At 38.0% G+C, this 23,575-nt stretch carries 22 protein-coding genes; 8 read left to right on the top strand and 14 right to left on the bottom strand.

Annotation, left to right across the window (positions count from 1 at the left end; all coding sequences use genetic code 11):
- Nucleotides 1–40: 40 nt before the first annotated feature.
- The 6 genes from FFJ24_RS18440 to FFJ24_RS18465 all read right to left on the bottom strand — a co-directional run bounded on the left by FFJ24_RS18440 (nucleotide 41) and on the right by FFJ24_RS18465 (nucleotide 6,061).
- Nucleotides 41–868, bottom strand: a complete 828-nt coding sequence (locus tag FFJ24_RS18440; RefSeq protein ID WP_138818645.1) for a glycoside hydrolase — start codon at nucleotides 866–868, stop codon at nucleotides 41–43.
- Nucleotides 869–1,221: 353 nt separating this feature from the next.
- Nucleotides 1,222–2,133 carry an alpha/beta hydrolase gene (locus FFJ24_RS18445; RefSeq protein WP_138818647.1) on the bottom strand — a complete coding sequence of 304 codons (912 nt, stop codon included), beginning with the start codon at nucleotides 2,131–2,133 and terminating at the stop codon, nucleotides 1,222–1,224.
- Nucleotides 2,134–2,135: 2 nt separating this feature from the next.
- A complete protein-coding gene (locus tag FFJ24_RS18450; RefSeq protein ID WP_138818649.1) occupies nucleotides 2,136–2,654 on the bottom strand; it encodes a hypothetical protein in 519 nt (172 codons plus the stop codon).
- A 39-nt stretch (nucleotides 2,655–2,693) separates the two neighbouring features.
- Nucleotides 2,694–3,768 (bottom strand): peptide chain release factor 2 gene (prfB, locus tag FFJ24_RS18455; RefSeq protein WP_138818651.1). Its coding sequence is split into 2 segments (ribosomal slippage): nucleotides 2,694–3,707 and nucleotides 3,709–3,768, totalling 1,074 coding nucleotides; the frame shifts between segments, so codons are not numbered across the junction.
- Nucleotides 3,769–3,902: 134 nt separating this feature from the next.
- Nucleotides 3,903–5,207: an amidohydrolase gene (locus FFJ24_RS18460; RefSeq protein WP_138818653.1), complete on the bottom strand. Its 1,305-nt coding sequence runs from the start codon at nucleotides 5,205–5,207 to the stop codon at nucleotides 3,903–3,905.
- A gap of 125 nt (nucleotides 5,208–5,332) precedes the next feature.
- Complete coding sequence (locus FFJ24_RS18465; RefSeq protein WP_138818655.1) at nucleotides 5,333–6,061, bottom strand: NHL repeat-containing protein; 729 nt, start codon at nucleotides 6,059–6,061, stop codon at nucleotides 5,333–5,335.
- Between the two features lie 796 nt (nucleotides 6,062–6,857).
- Between FFJ24_RS18465 and pgi the strand changes: the two genes are divergently transcribed.
- The 7 genes from pgi to FFJ24_RS18500 all read left to right on the top strand — a co-directional run bounded on the left by pgi (nucleotide 6,858) and on the right by FFJ24_RS18500 (nucleotide 14,768).
- On the top strand, nucleotides 6,858–8,504 hold the full coding sequence (gene pgi, locus FFJ24_RS18470; protein ID WP_138818657.1) for a glucose-6-phosphate isomerase: 1,647 nt from the start codon (nucleotides 6,858–6,860) through the stop codon (nucleotides 8,502–8,504).
- Nucleotides 8,505–8,665: 161 nt separating this feature from the next.
- Nucleotides 8,666–9,979, top strand: coding sequence for a pitrilysin family protein (locus tag FFJ24_RS18475; protein WP_138818659.1), 1,314 nt, complete (start codon nucleotides 8,666–8,668; stop codon nucleotides 9,977–9,979).
- A 33-nt stretch (nucleotides 9,980–10,012) separates the two neighbouring features.
- The gene (locus tag FFJ24_RS18480; protein WP_138818660.1) at nucleotides 10,013–12,091 is read left to right on the top strand and encodes an insulinase family protein; all 2,079 of its coding nucleotides are present in this window, start codon (nucleotides 10,013–10,015) and stop codon (nucleotides 12,089–12,091) included.
- Between the two features lie 282 nt (nucleotides 12,092–12,373).
- Nucleotides 12,374–12,736: a cytochrome c gene (locus FFJ24_RS18485; protein ID WP_138818661.1), complete on the top strand. Its 363-nt coding sequence runs from the start codon at nucleotides 12,374–12,376 to the stop codon at nucleotides 12,734–12,736.
- A 48-nt stretch (nucleotides 12,737–12,784) separates the two neighbouring features.
- Entirely contained in the window at nucleotides 12,785–13,327 is a 543-nt protein-coding gene (locus FFJ24_RS18490; protein ID WP_138818662.1) for a YceI family protein, read from the top strand.
- Between the two features lie 5 nt (nucleotides 13,328–13,332).
- Complete coding sequence (locus tag FFJ24_RS18495) at nucleotides 13,333–14,280, top strand: DUF5777 family beta-barrel protein (RefSeq protein WP_138818663.1); 948 nt, start codon at nucleotides 13,333–13,335, stop codon at nucleotides 14,278–14,280.
- 35 nt (nucleotides 14,281–14,315) lie between these two features.
- Complete coding sequence (locus FFJ24_RS18500; RefSeq protein WP_138818664.1) at nucleotides 14,316–14,768, top strand: ubiquinol-cytochrome c reductase iron-sulfur subunit; 453 nt, start codon at nucleotides 14,316–14,318, stop codon at nucleotides 14,766–14,768.
- Nucleotides 14,769–14,828: 60 nt separating this feature from the next.
- Here the strand turns inward: FFJ24_RS18500 and FFJ24_RS18505 are convergent, their stop codons facing one another.
- Genes FFJ24_RS18505 through FFJ24_RS18515 form a run of 3 tightly spaced genes read right to left on the bottom strand, consistent with a single transcriptional unit; the run spans nucleotide 14,829 to nucleotide 18,062 of the window.
- Complete coding sequence (locus FFJ24_RS18505) at nucleotides 14,829–15,971, bottom strand: ABC transporter permease (RefSeq protein ID WP_138818665.1); 1,143 nt, start codon at nucleotides 15,969–15,971, stop codon at nucleotides 14,829–14,831.
- Nucleotides 15,971–17,107, bottom strand: coding sequence for a glycosyltransferase (locus FFJ24_RS18510; protein ID WP_138818666.1), 1,137 nt, complete (start codon nucleotides 17,105–17,107; stop codon nucleotides 15,971–15,973). The genes FFJ24_RS18505 and FFJ24_RS18510 overlap by 1 nt, the downstream gene beginning before the upstream one ends.
- Nucleotides 17,085–18,062: a lysylphosphatidylglycerol synthase domain-containing protein gene (locus FFJ24_RS18515; RefSeq protein ID WP_138818667.1), complete on the bottom strand. Its 978-nt coding sequence runs from the start codon at nucleotides 18,060–18,062 to the stop codon at nucleotides 17,085–17,087. Before FFJ24_RS18515 ends, FFJ24_RS18510 begins: the two co-directional genes overlap by 23 nt.
- A gap of 40 nt (nucleotides 18,063–18,102) precedes the next feature.
- On the opposite strand from FFJ24_RS18515, the gene ruvC reads away from it, so the two are divergent.
- Complete coding sequence (gene ruvC, locus FFJ24_RS18520; protein ID WP_138818668.1) at nucleotides 18,103–18,690, top strand: crossover junction endodeoxyribonuclease RuvC; 588 nt, start codon at nucleotides 18,103–18,105, stop codon at nucleotides 18,688–18,690.
- Between the two features lie 170 nt (nucleotides 18,691–18,860).
- Here ruvC and FFJ24_RS18525 read toward each other — a convergent pair whose 3' ends face one another.
- The 5 genes from FFJ24_RS18525 to atpG all read right to left on the bottom strand — a co-directional run bounded on the left by FFJ24_RS18525 (nucleotide 18,861) and on the right by atpG (nucleotide 23,513).
- Nucleotides 18,861–19,754, bottom strand: coding sequence for a DUF4349 domain-containing protein (locus FFJ24_RS18525; protein ID WP_138818669.1), 894 nt, complete (start codon nucleotides 19,752–19,754; stop codon nucleotides 18,861–18,863).
- Nucleotides 19,755–20,265: 511 nt separating this feature from the next.
- Nucleotides 20,266–20,484 (bottom strand): hypothetical protein, encoded by a 219-nt coding sequence (locus FFJ24_RS18530; protein ID WP_029278686.1) that lies wholly within the window; start codon nucleotides 20,482–20,484, stop codon nucleotides 20,266–20,268.
- 57 nt (nucleotides 20,485–20,541) lie between these two features.
- A complete protein-coding gene (locus tag FFJ24_RS18535) occupies nucleotides 20,542–21,306 on the bottom strand; it encodes a 5'-nucleotidase, lipoprotein e(P4) family (RefSeq protein WP_138818671.1) in 765 nt (254 codons plus the stop codon).
- Nucleotides 21,307–21,334: 28 nt separating this feature from the next.
- Nucleotides 21,335–22,462 carry an ATP-binding protein gene (locus FFJ24_RS18540; RefSeq protein WP_138818673.1) on the bottom strand — a complete coding sequence of 376 codons (1,128 nt, stop codon included), beginning with the start codon at nucleotides 22,460–22,462 and terminating at the stop codon, nucleotides 21,335–21,337.
- A gap of 154 nt (nucleotides 22,463–22,616) precedes the next feature.
- Nucleotides 22,617–23,513, bottom strand: coding sequence for an ATP synthase F1 subunit gamma (atpG, locus tag FFJ24_RS18545; protein WP_138818675.1), 897 nt, complete (start codon nucleotides 23,511–23,513; stop codon nucleotides 22,617–22,619).
- Nucleotides 23,514–23,575 lie beyond the last annotated feature (62 nt).

Below are 23,575 nucleotides of genomic sequence, written 5' to 3' on the forward strand. Positions count from 1 at the left end.
AGCGTTGCAGCTACCCCCAAATTAATATTTATTTAATCAACTAGAAAGCTCTTTCTCTGCCCAGGTAAATATTTTTACCAGTATAAAAAGTATTACCAGACGGACCGGGAGAGCCACTATCACCTTCCATTTGCATGTTGATGATTAGCCACATCGGTTTATTTACCGAATTACTCATGGTATGCTTGGCTACCCAAACATTATCAATGTAATAATGGCAATCTACATCAGTTGCACTTGCTTTGTTGTACCAGCATTTATAATTGTGGTACGAACCTGCATTAGAAACTGCTGTAAGTTTATTTTCCCAACCACCATCATAGGTGTTTTGCCAATTGGTATTATTACCTTTAAATTCCATAATATCGCTTTCTGGTGGCCACGAATTAACACCCGTAATCCAGAATGCGGGCCAGGTGCCCTTACTTGTTGGCACAGCAAAATCTCCTGAAATGGTATAACTGGGAAACTGATCGTTGATTAGCACCTGTTGTTTAGCATAGCATGCGCCAGAGTTATACCAAATGGCTACATTGGTAAAGCCGTTAGCTGTACTGTTTCCAGGCGAGGTAGCTAAGCGGGTAGCTTTAATTGTTAATACACCTCCGCTTAACGAGATTTGATTATGGTTAGAAGAACTACCTACCATACGTGCAGAACCATTATGATCAGTACCCCAGGGATAATTATAATTCCATTGCGCCTCAAAATTAGCATAGCTGGCAAAAGAATTGCCATCAATTAATGTCTCCCAGGCTTTAACCTGGCCATTTTGTGATTTAACTTCAGCCTTATCTTTTTTGCAAGATAAAAGTCCGGTAAACAAGCATACCCATAGCAGGCACCGTTTCATTGTTTCTTTTCTCATTTTTTTTGAATTAGGTAAATATTTGGTTAATTGTAAACGCATTATACTTGATGTCTAACTTCATAAAAACTGAAATACAAGCATATTAAATTCAAAACTGTAAAGCTGCTTGTATAATTTTAAAGGCATTTGGTTAGATCATCTGCAGTGAACAGAGTCAAAAAAAACTACTTTTGCGTAAACAAATCTATACAAACAAATACTGAAAAATAAGGGGCTAAATCGTAAAAATAGAGTGGTAAAATGGGACTTTAGCCTGTTTCGCAGAAAAATAGAAAAACGATATGAAAGCAAAAGCCTGACCACAAATCATGATCAGGCTTTATTAAATGTTCAAATTGCTATTGAAGATATTAAAATTTCTCTTTTTTCATCCAGGCAGCCAATAAGCTAAACCAGTCTACATCTGAAGTTTTATTAATCAAACCAAAGCCATGACCACCGTTTTCGTATAAATAAATATCGGTATCTACCTTATTCTGCTTTAGTGCCTCATTCATTACAACACTATTTTCATAAGGAACGGTTTTATCATCTTTAGCATGCACAAAGAAAACAGGAGGCGTTTTTTTGCTTATATTTTTATTAGCTGAAAAATAATGTTTTAAACTGTTAGTAGGATTTGGTCCCAATAAATTCTTCATCGTACCTGTATGTACTGATTCTTCGAAACTGATAACCGGATAAATTAATGCCCCAAAATTTGGCTTTAAATTTATTTTTTCAGGATCAGCAATTTTTAAGTCGTTGTAATGTGCGATTAGGGTTGAAGCAAAATGTCCACCGGCAGAAAAGCCCATAATTCCAATCTTATTAGCCTTAATCCTATATTTTTTTGCATTTTTTCTAACCAGATAAACGGCTTGCTGTGCATCTTGCAGCGGTCCATAGGTCTTATCAAACATAATTTCATCGCTAGGCAAACGGTATTTCAATACAAAGGCGGTTACACCAATGGCATTAAAGCGTTTAGCTACATCTGTTCCTTCATGACTAAATGCGAGTGCACCATAGCCCCCACCCGGACAGATAATTACTGCTGTGCCAGTGGCAATGTTTTTAGGCGCTTCAAAAACCGTTATTGTAGGTATAGAGACTTTTGTAACACTTAATGTGCCATTTGAGCGGACTTCGGTATTTTCTATATAGGTTGCTGGTGTAGGTTTTGCACCTGGAATGTCGCCAGTGTACAATGGGATTACTTCTTGTGCTTTCACATCCATCACTAAAATGGCTAGAATTAACAGGGTTAAACAAAATTTCATATCTATTTTATTTCTTTTTTAGTAGATCTAAGATAAAACAATAGCGATTTAAATTCCTCATCAGTCATTAAATGGATTGGAATAAAAAATGACGTATGCATCATCACATTTGTTATGCTGATGTATTGATCATAAACTTTGAACGATGTAAGGATATTCCATTTTGCGAAAGATCGATAATTATCGGTAATACCTTCTATGCCTTCATCAGTAATTACCAACTTACGCGTGTTTGAAGGAAATGCCAGATTCGTAGTATTTTCAAACTTAGCCCAAAAACTACGTTTTGTTCTTAATAGCCTACCAAAAGCACTTAAAGCAACAACCCAACAGAAAATTAATACACTTAAATCCGTATCTTCATTCCTTACAATGTAGTGCAAATAGCCGTACATAACAATTCCTAACACGAAGAAGATTAATGAAACAATTTTAAGTCTCTTGCTAAACGTCTTCCAGATTATCTGGTTTGACTCTAATAAGCTTTTTTTCACATTAAAGTCTTCGATGATGATATCCATACCTAATTCCTTTGCTTATATCTGATCGAAATACATTTGCTAGAACTCCATTAAATAAGCCTTTAAAAAGTCGTTAATATCGCCGTTTAAAACAGCATCAGGATTGGAGGTCTGGTAATTGGTACGGTGGTCTTTCACGCGCCTGTCGTCTAAAACATAACTCCTGATCTGCGAACCCCACTCTATCTTTTTCTTCGATCCTTCTACCGCAGCAATGGCTTCATTACGTTTCCGTTCTTCGATCTCGTACAATTGAGATTTAAGCAACCGAATGGCATTCTCTTTATTCTGTAATTGCGATCTCGACTCCTGGTTTTTAATAATAATACCAGATGGTTTGTGATATAAACGCACAGCTGTCTCAACTTTATTTACATTTTGTCCGCCGGCACCGCCCGCCCTGAATGTTTCAAATTCAATATCAGCTGGGTTAATATCAATCTGTATGGTATCATCAACTAAAGGATAAACATATACCGAGGCAAAAGAAGTATGTCTACGGGCGTTCGAATCGAAAGGCGATATCCGTACCAAACGATGCACCCCATTTTCACCTTTTAGGTAGCCATAAGAGAAATCGCCATCAAATTGAAGCGTTACCGATTTTATCCCTGCAATCTCCCCTTCCTGACTGTCCTGTTCAGTAATTTTGTAGCCGTTTTTTTCACCCCACATCATATACATCCGCATCAGCATGTAAGCCCAGTCGCAACTCTCTGTACCGCCGGCACCAGCGGTAATCTGCATTACTGCAGAAAGCTGATCTTCTTTGCTGCGCAACATGTTTTTAAGCTCAAGGTCTTCAACAGCCTGTTTACCGGTTTCGAACTGGTCTTTCAATTCGGATTCCGAAGCATCTCCGGATTGAAAAAAATCAAACATCACCGCTGCATCCTCAACCGCAGTATGGGTTTGGTTAAAGCCATCAGTCCACTTTTTCTTTACACTAATTTCTGCCAGAATTTTTTCTGCTTTTTTTGGATCGTCCCAGAAATCGGGCGCAATGGTTAATTTTTCTTCTTCGCGAATGGCGTAAAGTAGCTCATCGACGTCAAAGATACCTCCTTAGAGACGTAACTCTGTCTCTTAAATCCTGAATCTGTTCTTTGGTCATGGAGCAAATATATAAAATCGCTTTGAGCATAGCGAATGGCGGAAAGCGATTTCAATTAAAACTGAATCTTTACTGTTTGTTAAACAATTTTATTTTCGCTATTAATTCATACGGCATCATGACTAATGCCCCCCTTATTTCTTAATCGACATATAATCCAGCGCTAGATTAGACAATAATTTAACACCTAAAGCAAAACCACTTTCATCAAGGTAAAAATCTGGTGTATGGTGCGATGCAGCTTTTAATGGATCTTTACCTTTTGGCATGCCTCCTAAAAACACAAACAAACCCGGTACTTTTTCCTGGAAGAAAGAGAAATCTTCTGCACCGGTAACAGGCGGTTTTAATTTCACATGATTTTTACCTGCTGTTGATTCCATGCTTGGCAACATCTTTTCTGTTAATGCAACGTTATTAAAGGTAACGGGATAGTGGTTACTGTAAGGAATTTTCACTTCGGCTGTTGCGCCACCTGCCTCAGCTGTTTTGGTGACAATAGTTTTTATCCGTTCGATAAACATCGCCTCATCTTCTTTACTAAAATTGCGAACAGTACCGAGCATCTCTACTTTTTCCGGTATAATATTCGATCTTACACCACCGTTAATGGCACCAATGGTAACCACGCCCGGATTCTCAGTAACATTTAAATTGCGGCTAACAATGGTTTGCAGATTATTGATAATCTGAGCCGAAATCACCACGGGATCAATACTGCTCCAAGGGTATGCCCCATGTGCCTGCCTACCAGTAACCGTAATTTTCATATCGTTTACGGCAGCCATAGTTCCACCCGGACGATAGGTTACATCGCCAACCTCCGTTTGAGAGTTAATGTGTAAACCGAAAATTACATCAACTTTAGGGTTTTCGAGTACACCTTCTTTAATCATTAATGCAGCTCCACCTTCATCTCCCGCAGGCACACCTTCTTCAGCAGGCTGAAATATGAATTTCACCGTACCTTGAATATCTTTTTGCATCGAAGCCAGTACTTCTGCTACGCCCATTAAAATAGCCACATGACTATCATGTCCGCAAGCATGCATTACGCCAACCTCCTGACCATTATATTGTGTTTTTACTTTGGAGGCAAACGGAATATCTACCCGCTCGGTAACTGGCAAACCATCCATATCAGCACGTAAAGCCACTACCGGCCCGGGTTTACCTCCTTTTAACACACCAACAACACCTGTTTTGGCAACGCCTGTTTTTACCTGTATCCCTAAGGATTCTAAATGTTTTGCAATAATACCAGCTGTTCTTACTTCAGCATTCCCCAGTTCAGGATGTTCGTGAAAATCACGCCTCCAGGTAATTACTTTTTGTTCAATGGCATCTGCTTTTCTCGAAACCAATGGCCTTAAATCTGATTTTTGGGCGAAAGAATTTAATGCCATCAATGAAAACCCGATCAGGAATATTTTCTTCATAAATGAACTATTTAGTTTAGGTTGCCCTAAGGTAATCAATTTTAAGAAGAGATGTAGCTGTGTAAAACAACAAAAGCCACTCTGCAATGCAATGCAGAGTGGCTTTAAATAAAAAAAATTAAATACTACCCCTTTTTAAATACGATTATCCTTCTGCCATAAACATCGCAGGCAAGGACATCTCCATTTGGCGCAACCGCTACGTCTACTAAGTTCAAAAATGAACCAGCACCTATTTTTTCTTGAATATCTCCATTTTCATCGGTCTTAATAATAACACTTTCACCAGAATTGGCGATATAAATATTATCGCCAAAAGCCCGTAGCCCAAAAAGGTAACCCTTTACAGCAAAAACTTTTAAGAATTTACCATTTTTGTCAAAAACTTCAATACGATTATTCCTAGTATCTGAAACATATATCTTGTTTTTGAAATAGCATATACCGAATGGGGCATCAAAGTCTCCTTCTGCTTTTCCCTGCTTACCAAATTTTAGCAATAAATTTCCATTTTGATCATATTTTTTAATACGGTGATTTACACCGTCAACAATCCAAATGTTTTGTTCATCATCAATTGTTAAACATTCAATATTCCCAAAATTGCTATCTCCTGTTCCATAAGTACCCCATTCCTTTATCAGTTGTTTGTTCGGATTAAATATTTGAACATAACTACTGCTTTGTGTACGGGTTGCGATATAATTTCCATTACTAAAAAATGCTACAGCTCTGGCAGCAGATCCACTATAAAATTGTTCAATAAAACTTCCAGTGGAACTGAATTTCAAAACCCTGTTTAACCCTTCATCACTAACATAAATATTTCCTGTTTTGTCAACTTCAATGTGCATATTAAAGTTAAACTGTGAAGCCCCTGATCCTTCAGAGCCAAAAGTAAGTGCCTTATAGTAGCTAGATGCAGAAGTATATCCAAAATCAGCGTCGCTAAACCTACTGAACGACGTTGCACTATTATAAGTTCTAACTTTGTAAAAGTTCTTGGTTAAAGATTTGCTAATTACCGAATCATCAAAAGTTGTATCGGTTAATTCTTTTAGCAAAACGTATTTCTGAGTAACATCATTAAACTTGAATAACTGATATTTCTGAGCCAAGGGCATTGGGGTCCATGACAATGTAATACGAGAACCATACACACCTTTTGTTGCTTTTAAATTTATTGGGCGATCGACATCAAGGGTGTCAATAATTCTTAAGGTATCTATTTTAGTTATTCCTTCCTTTTCGCATGAAGAAAAAAAGAAACAAGAAAAAAACAGGCAGCAGGCAGCCAACAGAGAGAGCGATCTAAACATATTTATATTTTTTTACAAATGTACTTAATTTCGAAGCATATTAGAAGTAGGTATCTGATATTTTTACCCGAACAACCTTCAACTTATCCATAATCACGCCTTCGCCAGCCTGATCCACCTTATTGCAATTACCAGCTATTGAACATCCCGATTACATCGCCTACATCAGATTTGCCATCATTGCAATCTAACATTGAATAAGCGATGAACTAACAGCACGTTCTATTAAAGTTAATGTGTATAATCAACATTAAAAATTCTTATTGATTTAGAACATTAAAAAGACGATTTTAAATTTTTGCTTTATTACTTTTACAAAAAAACAAAGATTATGTTACCTAAAGTAAATTTCACAGAAACTGAGGCCTATAAGTATTTAGCCGATCATTTTATAGATATTAATCAAAAAAGCATTGAAGATCTTTTTGCTGAGGATGCAGATCGTTTCAATAAGTTTTCTGTTTTTTTTGAGGATATCCTGCTTGATTACAGCAAGAACCGCATTAGCGATGAAACATTAGCGCTATTGATTCAACTGGCACGCGAGTGTAAATTAGATGAAGCGATAAAATCAATGTATAACGGTGATAAGATTAATGAAACCGAAGACCGTTCGGTACTCCACATCGCCTTACGTAATTTAAGCAATACGCCAATTTTAGTTGATGGTAAAGATGTAATGCCCGAAGTAAATGCAGTGCTTGCTAAAATGGAGAAATTTAGCAACAGCATCATCAGCGGTGAATGGAAAGGTTATACTGGCAAAACCATTACTGATGTGGTAAATATTGGTATCGGCGGATCGGACTTGGGGCCTGTAATGGTTACCGAAGCTTTAAAACACTATAAAAACCATTTAAATATTCACTTTGTTTCGAATATTGATGGTACACACATCGCCGAAACATTAGCAGATCTGAATGCAGAAACAACGTTATTCCTGGTAGCATCGAAAACTTTTACCACACAAGAAACCATGACGAATGCGCATTCTGCCCGTACCTGGTTTTTAGAAAAAGGCGGCAAAGAAATTGATATTGCTAAACATTTTGCAGCATTATCGACCAATGCCAAAGACGTTTCTGCTTTTGGTATCGATACCGAGAACATGTTTGAGTTTTGGGATTGGGTTGGCGGTCGTTACTCTTTATGGAGTGCTATCGGCTTATCCATCTCTTTAAGTATAGGCTTTGAAAATTTCAAACAATTGCTGGCTGGTGCCCATGCAACTGATAACCACTTTAAAACTGCCGAATTTGAAAGTAACCTACCCGTAATATTAGGTTTGTTAGGCGTTTGGTATATCAATTTCTACAATGCAGAAACGCAGGTTATCTTACCTTACGACCAATATATGCATCGTTTTGCTGCTTATTTCCAGCAGGGAGATATGGAGAGTAACGGTAAACATGTTGATAGAAACGGCAACGAGGTTGATTATGAAACCGGACCGATTATCTGGGGCGAACCAGGTACAAATGGTCAGCATGCCTTTTATCAGTTAATTCATCAGGGTACCCGGATTATTCCTGCTGATTTTATTGCTCCGGCGCAGAGCTTAAATCCACTGGGCGAGCATCATCCTATCTTATTATCGAATTTCTTTGCCCAAACTGAAGCTTTAATGAACGGTAAAACCGAAGAAGAAGTAACAGCAGAATTGAAGAAGGAAGGTAAATCTGATTCAGAAATTGAAAAAATTGCACCATTCAAAGTTTTTGAAGGCAATCGTCCAACAAACTCAATATTATTAAAAAAAGTAACTCCATATACTTTAGGTAGTTTAGTAGCCATTTACGAACATAAAATATTTGTTCAGGGAATTATCTGGAACATCTTTAGTTTTGATCAGTGGGGAGTAGAACTTGGCAAACAACTGGCCAAAAAAATTCTTCCGGAGCTCGCGGATAACGATAAAGTTTCGAGCCACGATAGCTCTACCAACGGCTTAATAAATCAATACAAGGCCTGGAGATAAAATAAATAAAAAAGCGAGTGTAAATACTCGCTTTTTTATTTAAATCCCATAATTTAGGCCCATATTTATATTGTTTCACGCTAGTGAAAAATCCAAATTAACTTATTAATGAAATAATTGCCCGCTTTTGATTATTTCTAATCATTAAAAACAAATTTTCTATGAAAAAAAGAATTCTTTTTGCTTTGGCCATTTCCGGTCTGAGCTTAAGTGCTTCTGCTCAAAAAGTACAGTTTACGGAATTCGACCTGGACAATGGCCTCCATGTCATTCTACATCAAGACAAAACTGCTCCCGTTGTTGCCGTTTCGGTAATGTATCATGTTGGTTCTAAAGATGAAGAAACCCAACGTACAGGCTTCGCCCACTTTTTCGAACATTTATTATTTGAAGGTTCCGATAATATTAAACGCGGTGAGTTTATGAAACTGGTAAGCAGTAATGGCGGACAGAACAATGCCAATACTTCTCAAGACCGTACTTTTTATTATGAACTTTTTCCATCAAACCAATTAGAACTCGGTTTATGGTTAGAAAGTGAAAGAATGCTGCACCCCGTAATTAACGAAGGTGGTGTAAAAACACAAAACGAGGTAGTAAAAGAAGAAAAACGTTTACGCATAGACAATGCTCCTTATGGAAAATTCACCGAGAAAATTTTCGGCCATTTGTTTGACGGACACCCTTACCGTTGGCAGCCAATTGGCTCAATGGAGCACTTAGATGCGGCAAAACTGAGCGAGTTTATTGCTTTCTTTAAAAAATACTACGTACCCAATAATGCCGTTTTAACCATTGCCGGCGATTTAGATGTAGACAAAACAAAAGCATTGGTAAAAGCTTACTTCGCTGAAGTACCTAAAGGTGAACCAGTAGTACGTAAAGATTATAAGCTACCGGATATTACCAAAGAGATTATCGATACCGCTTACGATGCCAATATTCAAATTCCAGCCATCTTTGCCGCTTACCGCGTACCAGGCATGAAGAGCAGGGAGAGCAAGGTGTTGGGCATGATCAGCGCTATTTTATCAGAAGGTGGAAGTTCGAGATTAAGCACTAAAATGGTCGATCAAAAGAAAACAGCTTTACAGGTTGCTGCTTTTAACTATTCGCTTGAGGATTATGGTGCTTATATCACCCTGGCATTACCCAACAATAATACGCCACTTAATGATTTATTAAAAGATATTGATGAAGAAGTTTTACGCCTTCAAACTGATTTAATCAGCGAAAGTGACTATAAAAAGCTGCAGAATAAATTCGAAAACAGCTATGTAAGTGCAAACAGTAAAATGTTAGGTGTTGCCGAAAACCTGGCCAATGGTTATACTTTCCATGATAAGGATACAAATGATATCAATAAGGAATTAGAGGTAATCAGGTCCATCACCCGTGAGGAGATCAGAGATGTTGCTAAAAAGTATCTGAACAAAAACCAAAGAGTTGTATTGTATTACTTACCTAAGAAATAAGCAAATTGCTTTTCATTTTAATTATTTAAAAACATGAAGAAATTATTCATTATAGCTGCAATTTCCTTATTGGCTCAAGGGATTTCAGCACAAACAATAGATCGAAGCCACAAACCAAAACCTGGTCCGGCACCCGTTATTACTGTTGGCGATCCTGTGATTTATAAATTGGCAAATGGAATCACCGTTCTAATTGTAGAAAACCATAAATTACCAAAAGTATCTGCAAGTTACAGTATAGATGCTGGCCCGATTAACGAAGGTGCAAAAGCTGGGGTAGTTGGTTTAATGGGCAGTATGCTTAATGAAGGTACAACCTCTAAAACAAAGGCTCAATTTGATGAGGCTGTTGATCAACTGGGGGCTGATGTAAGTACAGGTGCAAGTGGTGGCTCGGTATCGGCCTTAACCCGTTACTTTCCAGAGGCATTTAATTTAATGGCCGAGAGTATCCGTAAACCAGCCTTTCCTGCAGAATCTTTCGAAAAATTAAAGTCGCAGACTATTACAGGATTAAAATCCAACGAGAAAAGTGCAAAAGCCATTTCAGCCCGTGTGGTAAATGCTTTGGCTTATGGCAAAAGCCATCCTTATGGTGAGTTCGAAACCGAAGCTTCTCTAAAAGGAATTACTTTAGATGACGTTAAAATAGCCTATAAAAAATACATTACCCCTTCAAGAGGTTACTTAACCTTTGTTGGCGATATTAAACCCGAAGCGGCAAAAGCATTGGCAGAGAAAGCCTTTGGCGATTGGAAAGGCACTAGCTTAACTTTACCTGTTCTTACTAAAGTTGCTAATCCTGCCAAAACGGAAGTGGATATCATCAATGTAAGCAACGCTGTTCAATCTGAAATTACAGTGGTAAACTTAATCGACCTTCCAATGAGCAGTCCTGATTATTTCCCGGTTTTATTGGCGAACCAGATTTTAGGTGGCGGCTCTGAATCAAGATTATTTGGCAACCTCCGCGAGAAACATGGCTTTACTTATGGCGCATATTCAAGCACTGGCTCAGGCCGTTTCCAATCTAAATTTTCGGCTAATGCAGCGGTTAGAAACGAGAAGGTTGATAGTGCAGTAGTAGAATTTTTAAGAGAGATTAACAGTATCCGCACGACCAAGGTGACTGCTGATGAATTACAGAATGCGAAAAATCTTTTCAATGGATCGTTTGCACTGGGCTTAGAAAATCCGGCACGTACTGCAGGCTTTGCGAGTAATATCTTAATTAATAACTTACCTAAAGATTTTTATCGCACTTATTTACAAAAGATTAATGCAGTAACTACTGATGATATTTTAAGGGTCGCTAAAAAATATTACAGCCATGATAACACCCGTATTGTTATTGTGGGTAAAACTGATGCATTTGCAGCTGGCTTAAATAAAGCAGGCTTTAAAACACAGGTTTATGATAATTATGCAAATCCGGTGAAAGCAACCGAAACTGCTGCCGCACCAACAGTTGCACCTGCAGAAATTATCAAAAACTACATTAAAGCCATTGGTGGTGAAGAAGCTATTAAAAAAATCACTTCATTACAGCAAAACGGTGAAATGGAAATGCAGGGTCAAAAGCTTGCCGTTACCATTAAAAATATGGCACCTAACCTAAGCAGCATGGAAATTTCTATGGGTGGCCAAACTGCGATGAAACAGGTTTACAATGGTAAAACAGGATATGCAATGCAAATGGGCCAGAAAGCTGAATTAACCGGCGATGATCTGACTGAAAAGAAAGAGGATAAAGGTTATGGTAATCAAATTTATTATGCTACTGATGGAACTAAAATTGAATCTGCAGGTACGGCAAAAGTTGGTATTGCTGATGCGTTTAAGTTAAACATCACTTCTCCTTCCGGCAAAAAGAAAACTGAATATTACGACACCAAATCGGGTTTACTTTTAAAAGATGAGCGTACCATTACCAAAGGTGGCGCTGAAATTAGTCAGTCTACGGAATATTCAAACTACCAGAAAGTTGGCGATGTATTATTTCCGTTTACCCTAACTCAATCGGTGGCAAGCCCACAAGGTTCTCAGGAGTTTTCAGTTATAATTAAAGACATTAAAGTTAATCCGCCTTTAAAGGCCGAAGATTTTAACTAGGTTTTAGATAAAATTTATCCCGAAAGCCGTTCCGATGTAAAATCGGAACGGCTTTTTTTTGTCCCGCAGGCAACCAATCCTAAGAAAGCTACGTAACGATTAAGATTTAAGCAAAAATTATATGAAAAGCTATGCTTATTCAAAAACAGTTATGCTTTTTAAACAAACAGAACATAAATTTTAAAAAATCGGCTATCGCCCTAAAAACTTCAATTACACCGCAATCGAACATGAGGATATAGAAATGAATCTACCACCAATTTTAACCTTAACTAAATACCTATGAAAAAACAAAATTCAATCTTTTTATTAGCCGCAATTACGGCCTTACTTTTTGCCTGCTCTAAAAGACAGGCTGAAGAATTGAAACCAGCAACCCCTACAGGCCCGACAGCTGTAACCACAGCCAATGTAACCTACACCAATTTTGCAGGTGCACTTTTCCAAACCAAATGTAACAACTGCCATGGTCCAAACGGCGCACTTAAATCCATCTGGTTATTTAATGGCTTACCCTCTGTTAAAGATGACACCCGCGTAGCGAATGCTGTTCTGGTTACCAAAACAATGCCAAAAGGCGGTTCTTTGACCGCCAACGAAAGAGAATTATTACAGGCCTGGGTTGATAAAGGTATGCCAGAATAACCCTTCGAAATTAACGCCGGTTTTATTAATCACTTAAATACATTGCAGATGCAAAAATTATTTTTCACATTAACAGCCCTGTTTTTATGCACAGGCATAAAAGCCCAGATTTGGGTAAGTAAAAGCGTTAATTCTTCATTTTTTTCTTCAACACCTGTAGAAGATATCGATGCACAGAGTAAAACCGGTGCTTCGGCGCTTAATACTAAAACCAACGATATCATTTTCAAAATCAACAATACTTCTTTTCAGTTTAAGAAAAAACTGATGCAGGAACATTTTAACGAAAATTATATGGAGAGCGATAAGTTCCCAACTTCTGATTTTAAAGGAAAAATTGTAGAACAGATCGATTTTTCAAAACCTGGTACTTATCCCGTTACGGTTAAGGGTAACCTGCAGATTCATGGTGTAACCAAAGCATATACGACAAAAGGATCCTTAGTAATTACCGGCGATGAGGCAAGAGCCACTTCTACATTCAATGTAAAACTGGCCGATCATGATATCAAAATCCCAACGATCGTTTTTAAACAAATTGCAGAAACCATACAGGTAAAAATGACCGCTATTTATCAACCCAAAAAATAAAATTTATGAAATTACATCTAAAATCTCTTTTATACCTATCTGTAACCCTCCTGCCTACTTTGGCTTTTGCACAGGATTCGCTCGAAAAAGCATTGCAGATGCCTACTGAAAAAAAGAATGTACAGGCTACTTTTAAGGCAACCAAACTGATCAACATCCAAACCAATGAAACCATTTATAAAAATGAACTGGATTTCAGGGTAGATCACCGTTTTGGTGATATAGCGGGTAGTGCGGGGGGTACTAAAAACTTTTTTGGACTGGATCAATCAACAGATATCCGCATTGGTTTTGAATACGGGATCAGCGATAGGCTTTCCGTTGGTTTATCAAGGGCAAAAGGAGCTGGCGTGGTAACACAGCTCTACGAAGGGAACTTAAAATACCGTTTACTGGAGCAAACTGCTGATGATAAAGTACCTGTTGCAGTAACCTTATTCGGCAGTACTACCCTTTCAGCAGCGAAAGCTTCAACTGACCCCACCGCTGCAAATGCATTTGGCGAATTCCAGGATCGATTAACTTACGTGGTGCAAGCCGTAATTGCCCGTAAGTTTAACTCAAACTTTTCGATGCTGATAATGCCGTCGTATGTGCACCGAAATTTTACTGTTTTTGGCGACCAGAACGATATGCTTGCCCTATCTGTTGGTGGCCGTATCAAAATTACCAAACGCATGGCTTTTGTAGCCGATTATACCATTCCATTCAGGGATAAAAACAAAGAAGCTTATCTCGAAAGCACATTGGGAACACAATATTACAAAACGCTTGGTGCCGGATTGGAGTTTGAAACCGGAGGGCATATTTTTCACCTCAATTTCACCAATGCCACCGCAATACAGGAATCACAGTTTATTACCGACACGAATACTTCTTGGCTTAAAGGGCAATACCGTTGGGGCTTTAGTATAGCACGTAGGTTTTCTTTCGATAAGAAAAAAGCAAAGTAATTCAAAATCAACCAAAATAAACCAACAAAACAATTATGGAACGTAATGAATTTATCAAATCTTTAGGCCTGGGCGTAGCATTGGTATGCACAGGAACCTGCTTTTCAGCCTGTGGCAAAAAAAGCGATTCACCAGAGCCCAGTAAACCAAATGGTGGTGGTGTTCCTTCAGGCACTACCGCAAGTGTTGATCTGAGCACGCAATTACTAACAGTTGGCGCATCTGTCACCGTAAACAGCATATTATTTATCCGTACTGCCGGGGGAAATACCAACACCTCATTTGTAGCCACACAAGCCGTTTGCCCGCACCAGGGCGGAGCATTAACTTTTATTCAGACCAGTAATTACATTCAATGTGGCTTACATAGTTCGAGGTATACCACTTCGGGCAGCATTTTGGCCCAACCGAGCGACGGCGGAACCACGAGCGCACTAAAAGTTTATCCACTTACTGTTTCAGGGAACACGCTGACTGCAACAGCTTAACTTTTGCTTTTAAGGAGTAAAGCAGTATCGTATTGGTACTGCTTTTTTTATGGAAGGATTTTAGACCGTTATATTCTGACCCTTAACATCAAAGGCATCACGTAAGCCAATAGCAAGCACATTAAAGGCATAAACGGTAAACATAATGGCTAAACCTGGCAAAATGGCGAGGTAAGCGGCATCCATAATAATATAACCATAATGTTCTTTGATCATACTGCCCCAGCTTGGCATTGGGGGCTGAGCACCAAAACCCAAAAAGCTTAGCCCTGTTTCCAATAATATGGCCGAGGCAAAATTAGAAGAAGCAACCACCAATATCGGCCCTGCAATATTTGGGAGTATATGTTTAATAATGGTTCGGCTAGTGCTAAAACCTAAGGCTCTTGCGGCCTCTACAAATTCTACCTCTTTTAAAGCCATTACCTGCCCGCGGACCAATCTGGCCACATCTACCCAGGTTGATAAACCAACTGCAATAAATATCTGCCAGAAACCTTTCCCCAAAGCGAAAGATATAGCAATAACGAGCAGTAATGACGGTAGCGACCAAACCACATTCATAAACCAGCTGATTGTGGCATCTATCCTGCCACCAAAATAACCCGCAATGGCACCTAAACTCACCCCAATAAAAAGTGAAATGAGAACAGCCATTAAACCAACCGATAATGAAACGCGAATGCCTAAAATCAGGCGACTGCATAAATCCCGGCCATAAATATCAGTTCCAAGAATAAAGGTTTCTTTGTAAATGTTGTTTTTCTCAAAAAGAGTCTGTGGAGTGCCCGCTTTTGAAGGTAAAACACAACCGGTGCATAAATCTTTTAATCCGTATACTGTTTCTTTGGCTTTTTCGTCATCTCCGATATACTCCTGCACAAAAACAGCATTACCCTTTATCTTGTATGAAGTTATCGGGATGCTTTTAAAGGTAGGTGTTTGCCCATTAAGCATTCTCTCGAAAAGGTTAACTTTTTCTACTTTAGGATTTCTGCTGATGATTAAAAAAGTAAAGGTACTGCCGGGTTTCTTTTTGTTTAACTGGAGTGTTTGCACATTTGCATTTGGAGAATGATCGGGCATAATTAAATAGCCCAAAATACCCATCAGCATTAATAGCAGGATAAAAATCAGCCCGCCGAAGGCCAGCTTATTCCGTTTAAACTTTAACCATACTTTTTTTGATGGGCTATTATCCATTACCTAACCATTCTGCCTTTCCAATTGTATTTTCCGCTGTTTCCGGCAATGCCAATGTACACCATGTAAATTACATGAAGCACATTTAAAACAGGTATTAAAATGAGTAAACTGCGCCTTTTGGCAAAGCCGGTTACATCCCATAAAAATAGTGTTTCTAAAACCATTTTAACCAATAATTGATAAAATGTGACGGTTAAAAACCCCGGAATAAAAAGGCCTGTGATAAAATTTGCGAGTATAGATAGGTTAAAGATCCAAATCAATACCCCCAACACAATAATAGCCTTATTTTTATAACGGGTACTCTTTGAAGCCCAGCGTTTGCGTTGCTGAATAAATGCACCCAAAGTTTCTTTGGCATGGGTGTACACAATGGCTTCTCTATTTTTGAGGAAACCAATCTGATCTGGATATTTAGCTGCAATTTTATGCAACAATAGCTCATCGTCGCCCGATGCCAGATCATCAATTCCCTGAAAGCCCCCAACTTCATAAAAAGTTGTTTTTTCGTAGGCCAAATTTGCACCATTACAAGTAGATGGTTGCTTATTTCCAATGGTAGAAGCCCCTAAGCCGATAAGATAAAGGAATTCTAGGGATTGTAATCGCTCAAAAAAACTTTTCTCCTGAAAATAAGCTACGGGTGAAGAAATCATTTTATAGTTTTTCTGTTCGTATAGGTTTACAATGGTAACCAGCCAATCCTGCCCCATCCTGCAATCGGCATCAGTGGTAATGATCAGATCGCCGGAGCAGGTGCCGATAGCTGTTTGTATTGCTTTCTTCTTATACGAGTTTAATGCCCTATCCTCGTTTAACTTAATTAGTTTCACATTACTACCGGCATAGCTTAACACAATTTCTGCCGTTCTATCAGTAGAATGGTCATCAATAATAATAATTTCTGTTAAAGCTTTAGGATATTGCTGAGCAATCAGATCATTAATCGTTTTGGCAATATTCTCTTCCTCATCCCTTGCAGCAACTATAATAGAAACTTTGGTTCGGGGATCAGAATTTTGTGGCGTAAAATAGATCAGGTTATGCCATCCTCTGATAAAATTAAGCACCAAAAAACCATAAATTAAAGTTAAAGCAGCAGAAAATAGACTAGTTAGATTTAAGATTTCCAAAAAAATTGAGTTTAAAAACGAAATAAGTGCCTAAGATAGCAGGAATTATAATATTTATAAGCCAAATGCTGGCAGTACATGCGATAACCGCCACGTGCTGATCGGTTACATGTTTAAATAGCTCAACCGCAGTGACACTTCTAATGCCCACATCGAAAAGATCAAGTGAAGGCAGTGCCGACTGTACCAAAAATAGCAAACAGGTCATCATCACAATATCTGCATAATGTAATCCGGGCACCAGCCAAATAAAAAGAATGAAATATTGCGAACTGAATATCAGGTAACGGGCAAAACAATAAGTAATAATTTTGAATAGTTCCCTTTTTTTGTACCGAGCCAAAATGCTATAAAATTTCTTGTATCTTCTGGTGAATTTGAAGGATAATAAAATCCCGTTTAGCCAACGGATGTTAAAGTAAAAAATCAGAAAAAACAGGCAAAAAATTACCGCAAAAAAAACCAAAGCAATAAATAGTACCTTATCGATCGGGATAAAGCGGTACACGAAAAAGCAGGCTGCAATGGCCCCAAAAACATTGGTCAGCACCAATTGACCGATGCTGCCCACACTCATGGCCACTATTCCAACAATTCTTCTTCGGGGGGAGAGGAAAAATACACGACCTCCATATTCTCCTAGTCTGTTTGGCGTAAAAATAGCAAGCGTTAAACCACAGAAAACAGATTCGATAGCCCTGTAGAAACTGATGGGTTCGATATGGCTCATTAAGTATTTCCATTTACCTGACTCTAAAAACCAGTTTACAAACATCAGGAGTATCACTATCCCGATTACCATGATAATTTCTATCTGAGGGATATCTTTTAATAGTGTGCTGAAGTCGTGGAGATTTTTATTCGCAACCAGTTTATGGTAAATAAACCAAAAGGCAAATATTACAATTGCAACTTTGATAAAAAGCGATAATATTTTTTTTTGCCTGCCTGTCAAGATTCTCTTTTTATTTGCAAATATGCTTAATATTGCTGTAATGTTGAACGAAAAAAAGGAGCGGGTAATTATGGGCATCGATCCGGGCACTGCGGTGATGGGTTATGGTGTAATTTTGGAGAAGGGAAATAAAACGGAACTGATCAGTTTGGGAGTGGTTAAAATGACCCATTTAGACGATCCTTTTCTTAAACTTCAGCGGATATTTGAAAAAACGGTAGTGCTGATGGAGCAGTATAAACCCGATGTATTGGCCATAGAAGCCCCATTTTATGGTAAAAACATCCAGGTACTATTGAAACTTGGCCGTGCACAAGGCATTGCCATTGCAGCCGCACTATCCAGAAATGTGCCCGTAACCGAATATTCTCCACGCAAGATCAAACAATCCATTACAGGCAGCGGAAACGCCACTAAAGAACAGGTAGCAGCCATGTTGCAGCGCTTACTCAACTTTAAAGAAACACCCGAATTTTTAGATGCTACCGATGGTTTGGCTGTTGCCGTTTGCCATTCTTTTCAAAAAATTACCACTGGTGGTAAATCTAAAACCTATTCGGGCTGGGAATCTTTTGTAAGCGATAATAAAACCAAGGTTAAAGGTTTAGCAGCTAAGGCGAAAAAATAATTATCGGTTGGTGAATCACCAACCGATGGAGAGCGAATGACGATGATAGGTCACGAGGTATCGTCATTTCCAACTTGATTGAATCCTAATTTTATAAGTTTTAAGATTCCCGCCTGCGCGGGAATGACGGCCGATTATTTAAATCTGTCATTTGTAGAAGGAATAGATTCTTATTGCCTGGCCTGATCGATCATGTTTTTAGTCGCTTCATTCATTGCCATTTTATTCTTCCGGATAAAATGTTTTATCACAAAAAATATCACTACACCCACCAATATCAGCATCCAGAGGTTAGAAATAGCAATAATGATTTCTTTAAAAATCGTCCAGCCGTTTACAATACCCAACCATAACCTGTTTATAAATGCCGGACGGTAATCGTACAGGTTATCGTTAGCAACAATCATAGTTTTAACGGTATTTTCCTGATAAAAATTAAGGGTAATGGTGCTAAATTTTACGCGGTTATCGATCTGCATATTCTCGATTCTTTTATCCACATAATCATCTTTGATATAAAGTGATGATTCTACATTGGCGCTCTTTTTCGTCGCAACTTTATTGATTTTTTCAATAGCATCAATGCGGTTCTGCGCTTTTAATTTATTAGCTAAATAAGCAATGCTTTGATCGTCCATTTTCATTGACTGGTTATCTACAAAGACGGCCATTTTTGCGATGGTATTGGTAAATTCGTCCAATTTATCTGATGGTACTTTCGCTACCAGATAACCCTGAGTGCGGTAAGAAGTAATTTCTTTCAACGAATCTGTTGATTGTTTAACCTTGTCTGTCTCCTGGATGGTGCTTTCGATAGAGAACTCAGCAACAGTACCACCTTCTGCTTTAATGGTTTTACTCAGCTGTTCTTTGGTCTGCTGCACATCTTTAACCCTAAACCGCATATCGGCAGTTTTGATGATTTTCTCAGCGGCAGTACTATCTGCAGATTCTTTGCTCAAAGGCTCCAGCGCTACGGTATCAGCGCTTGCATATTTTTTATTTTCGTTTTGGCAGCCAAAAATTGTTAAAACTATGGCTATAGCAATAATATTCCTTTTCATGATTGTGCGGTTCTAAATAAATAATCATTTTAAATATTTGCTTCAAATGGCCATGAGAAGTGTAGCGTATCTGGTTAGTTTTTAACGCTGTATTTACCCTTAATACGAAAATTATATTTAGGTAACCCTATGTTGGGTTTAGTGACGTGAGAAGGGTGTTTTCGCAGTTTTTCAGCTAGTATTAAACCTCGCAGGTTTAAGTAGAAGTTTTTATGGCGTTTTTTTTGAAAAGCAGGTTACTGTGTTTATCGGTTCCGAAAGCCCTGCCATCCGCTTTACCTCACTACGTTCGGTGTCCGCTCCTGTCAGGTTTAGATTACATCGGCAGACCTTTCTATCATAAACCTGACAGGAGCGGCAGCCTCCGATTTTTCTATCGGAGCTAAAGCGGATGGCAGGACTACCTTAACCTAGTACCTACTGAATTTGCTTTTCAAAAAAGAAGTGTATATAAACAAAAAAGCCGGTCGTGAATGAACATGACCGGCTTTATATTTTGATAGTAGAATGCTTATGCGTCTAATATTTTGAATACACCTTTAATGGCAATAATTGCTCCAATGAACAAAACAATCCAGGATGCTAATGATACCTGCCACGAATCGTAAGCGAAACGTGCGTAAGTACCCACCATGCAAACCAGTACACCAAAAATCATTAATTTATAAATTCCTGGCTGGTTAGCCGTTTTCATACTTTCTGTATTGTGCTTTAATTCGTTGTTCTCCATAATGTTTATTTTTATGATGCTGCAAAAGTAATACTTATTGCTGAATAATTATAAAACTTAGTAACTTTTTAATCGTTCCAACCTTTGTTTCGCTTTATCTTTATCACTAAGTTTTTCTCCCTGATACAAAGGCTTTTCCCAATCCCCGTACATTGGGTTTGGCAACACAATATACTTTGTTCCAAATAAGTTCTGATTTGTATTTACCTGCCCGAAGGTATTTTTATTTTCGCGATAAAAAATGTTGCTGAAATCGCTTAAATTATCGCCACATAACAACAGAATATTGTACATTTCGCTAATTTTTTGGCGCCGTGGCTCTTTATTTGAGGTTCCTTTTGAAACCACTAAATGCGCATCATCTGCATAAGGGAAACCAAAATGTTGCAGATTTTTTAACGTAGCCGCATAATCCTTTTCATCACGATTACTTACATAAAAAGTTTCGATATTTTTTGAAGCTGCAAATTTTAAAAATGCCAAAGCGCCGGGAACGGTATCTGCCTGAGCTAAACTGGTCCATTCTGTCCAATCGGCAGGCACATAACTTAGTCCTTTTTTAATTTCATGCCCCTGAAAAGCAGAATTATCCAGAACTGTTTCATCAATATCAACAATCACGCAATTTGGTTTTTTACTCGTATCAGCCCACAAAGCTTCTTTTAACGATAAACGTGCAAAATTGTAGGCTTGGAAACATAGCGCACGGTACTCACCCGAAGTTTGCTGCCAAAGTACTGCATTGGTATAATCCCGTGCAGGATTTTGGGCTGTGACAAAAAACGGAATGAGCGATAAGATGATGAGGATGTATTTTTTCATGTATTAATATTATACTGCAAAGATAAGTTTAACCGTTCAAAAAAGTTCCCCTATCAGCTTTTGATATCAATAATGTTTCTGCATCAGGATAAGCATGTGTAAAGGTAAGTGGAATTTTATTTTTCCCTCTTTCGCTCCATTTAAACTCGACAGCCAAAAATTTTTCTTTTGTTTTTTCTATATAATCAATTTCCTGTTGTTGCGTGGTACGCCAGAAAAAGCATTCTGCTTCTATCTGATTTTGGTGCAAAAACTTCATCCGTTCAGCAATCATATAATTTTCAAATAGTGCACCAACATCATTCCTGTTTGCTATCGGGTTAAAATTCCGCGTAATGGCATTCACAATACCCGTATCATAAAAATAGATTTTCTTATTTTTTTTAATTTCGTTACGCACATTACCTGCAAAGGCAGGTAAGCTAAAAACCACAAAAGATTTTTCGAGTAGACCGATGTACTTATCGACGGTTTTCTGATCGGCCTTTACCAGTTGTGCCAGTTCAGAAAAGTTAACTTCGCTCCCAACCTGTAAAGCCAGGGTCTTTACAATTTTTTCGAAGAGTAGCGGCTTTTTAACATCTTCCAAAGTAAAAAGATCCTTATATAGATAACTATCTGCTAGTAATTTTAAATGCTCTTCTGCATTCTGAGGATCGTTAATAATCTCGGGATAAGATCCATAAATTAACCGTTGTTCCAATGATCTTTCTTCGGTAATAAAATCAGTATCATTTACCAGCTCTGCGTATGAAAATGGCAAGAGCATCATTTCATATTTTCTACCGGTTAAGGGTTCGTTTATTTTACCTGATAACTCAAATGCAGATGACCCCGTTGCAATAACCTGAACAGGCTTAAAGCGATCTACAATAATTTTAATGAGCAAGCCTACATCATTGATTCGTTGGGCCTCATCTATAAAAAGTACTTCGTAGCCGGCGAGCATTTGTGCTATTTGTGCCGCATTGGGTTCAGCCAAAGCTTCGCGTATGTCAGCATCATCCCCGTTGAGGTACAGGGTCTTTTTATTAACCTTTGCCAATAACTGTTCAACAAAAGTAGTTTTACCAGTTTGACGTGGCCCAAAGATGATAAAGGCTTTGCCTTTAAAAAGCCTTGCAAGAGCGTAATCCAGCTGTTTACGAATAATCATAATATAAAAATTCCTCAACAAAAGTATAATAATTTTGGATTATAATCCATAAAAAACATAATAATTTTAAGATTAAGACTAGCAAAGTCAATAAAAAAGCCCATTTCAATGAAGAAATGGGCTTTATATTTTATGCAATTAGAACTGCAAACTATTATCCGTTCAATGCTGCTGCACCACTTACAATCTCAGTTAACTCAGTTGTAATTGCTGCCTGACGTGCCTGGTTGTATGAAAGTTTTAAGGCTTTCAATAACTCACCTGCATTTTCAGTTGCTTTATCCATCGATGTCATACGTGCGCCGTGCTCAGAAGCATGAGAATCTAACACTGCTTTATATAGCTGGATCTTAATTGATTTAGGAATTAATTGTTCTACAATCTCTTCTTGCGAAGGCTCTAAAATATAATCAACGTTTGTTGTTTTCTTATCCTTTTTAAGATCCGCTGGTGTTTCTTCTGCTTTAGGTAGAGGTAACAACTGCTCAGTAGTAATAAATTGTACTGCAGCGTTTCTAAAACGGTTATAAACTACTTCTACTTTATCAAACTCACCTTTAATAAAACCAGCCATAATCGCATCTGTAATTTTGGTTACATTTTCGAAAGTTAAGGCCGAATATACTTCATTATTGTTTCCAATAACATTGTATTTACGTTTTTCGTAAAAATCCTGAGTTTTCTTACCAATAGAAATAATGCTAACGTTACCGTTTTTCAACTGTTCGCTATATTTCTCAGCAATTAAATTGTTGGCCGCTTTAATTACGTTCATGTTAAAAGCACCAGCCAAACCACGGTTTGAAGATACAGTAACAATTAAAACCTTATTGGGCTCACGCTCCTGGATAAAAGGCGATGACGATCCCTCTAAACTTGCTGATAGATTACCTAAAATCTCTTTCAGTTTAGTTGCATAAGGACGTAAAGCGATAATTGCATTGGTAGCACGTTTCAACTTTGCTGCAGAAACCATTTTCATAGCTTTGGTAATCTGCTGTGTTGATTGTACCGATGCAATCCGGTTTCTTACTTCTTTTAAATTAGCCATATTTTAGTGTCTGGTACTTAGAGTATCGAGTATCAAGACAAGATTTTATCTTGATACCTGAT

It is taken from the genome of Pedobacter sp. KBS0701, from assembly GCF_005938645.2.
Taxonomy (GTDB): Bacteria; Bacteroidota; Bacteroidia; order Sphingobacteriales; family Sphingobacteriaceae; genus Pedobacter.

Excerpts from the sequence above, each read along its gene's own strand:
- FFJ24_RS18465 (WP_138818655.1), bottom strand. The coding sequence starts at position 6,061 with ATGCACATTGAAGTTGACAAAACAGGAAATATTTATGTTAGTGATGAA.
- FFJ24_RS18475 (WP_138818659.1), top strand. The coding sequence starts at position 8,666 with ATGAAAAAAAGAATTCTTTTTGCTTTGGCCATTTCCGGTCTGAGCTTA.
- FFJ24_RS18535 (WP_138818671.1), bottom strand. The coding sequence starts at position 21,306 with ATGAAAAAATACATCCTCATCATCTTATCGCTCATTCCGTTTTTTGTC.
- FFJ24_RS18450 (WP_138818649.1), bottom strand. The coding sequence starts at position 2,654 with ATGGATATCATCATCGAAGACTTTAATGTGAAAAAAAGCTTATTAGAG.
- FFJ24_RS18505 (WP_138818665.1), bottom strand. The coding sequence starts at position 15,971 with ATGGATAATAGCCCATCAAAAAAAGTATGGTTAAAGTTTAAACGGAAT.
- FFJ24_RS18530 (WP_029278686.1), bottom strand. The coding sequence starts at position 20,484 with ATGGAGAACAACGAATTAAAGCACAATACAGAAAGTATGAAAACGGCT.
- atpG (WP_138818675.1), bottom strand. The coding sequence starts at position 23,513 with ATGGCTAATTTAAAAGAAGTAAGAAACCGGATTGCATCGGTACAATCA.
- FFJ24_RS18525 (WP_138818669.1), bottom strand. The coding sequence starts at position 19,754 with ATGAAAAGGAATATTATTGCTATAGCCATAGTTTTAACAATTTTTGGC.
- FFJ24_RS18440 (WP_138818645.1), bottom strand. The coding sequence starts at position 868 with ATGAGAAAAGAAACAATGAAACGGTGCCTGCTATGGGTATGCTTGTTT.
- pgi (WP_138818657.1), top strand. The coding sequence starts at position 6,858 with ATGTTACCTAAAGTAAATTTCACAGAAACTGAGGCCTATAAGTATTTA.
- FFJ24_RS18460 (WP_138818653.1), bottom strand. The coding sequence starts at position 5,207 with ATGAAGAAAATATTCCTGATCGGGTTTTCATTGATGGCATTAAATTCT.
- FFJ24_RS18480 (WP_138818660.1), top strand. The coding sequence starts at position 10,013 with ATGAAGAAATTATTCATTATAGCTGCAATTTCCTTATTGGCTCAAGGG.
- ruvC (WP_138818668.1), top strand. The coding sequence starts at position 18,103 with ATGTTGAACGAAAAAAAGGAGCGGGTAATTATGGGCATCGATCCGGGC.
- FFJ24_RS18445 (WP_138818647.1), bottom strand. The coding sequence starts at position 2,133 with ATGAAATTTTGTTTAACCCTGTTAATTCTAGCCATTTTAGTGATGGAT.
- FFJ24_RS18490 (WP_138818662.1), top strand. The coding sequence starts at position 12,785 with ATGCAAAAATTATTTTTCACATTAACAGCCCTGTTTTTATGCACAGGC.
- FFJ24_RS18485 (WP_138818661.1), top strand. The coding sequence starts at position 12,374 with ATGAAAAAACAAAATTCAATCTTTTTATTAGCCGCAATTACGGCCTTA.
- FFJ24_RS18540 (WP_138818673.1), bottom strand. The coding sequence starts at position 22,462 with ATGATTATTCGTAAACAGCTGGATTACGCTCTTGCAAGGCTTTTTAAA.
- FFJ24_RS18500 (WP_138818664.1), top strand. The coding sequence starts at position 14,316 with ATGGAACGTAATGAATTTATCAAATCTTTAGGCCTGGGCGTAGCATTG.
- FFJ24_RS18495 (WP_138818663.1), top strand. The coding sequence starts at position 13,333 with ATGAAATTACATCTAAAATCTCTTTTATACCTATCTGTAACCCTCCTG.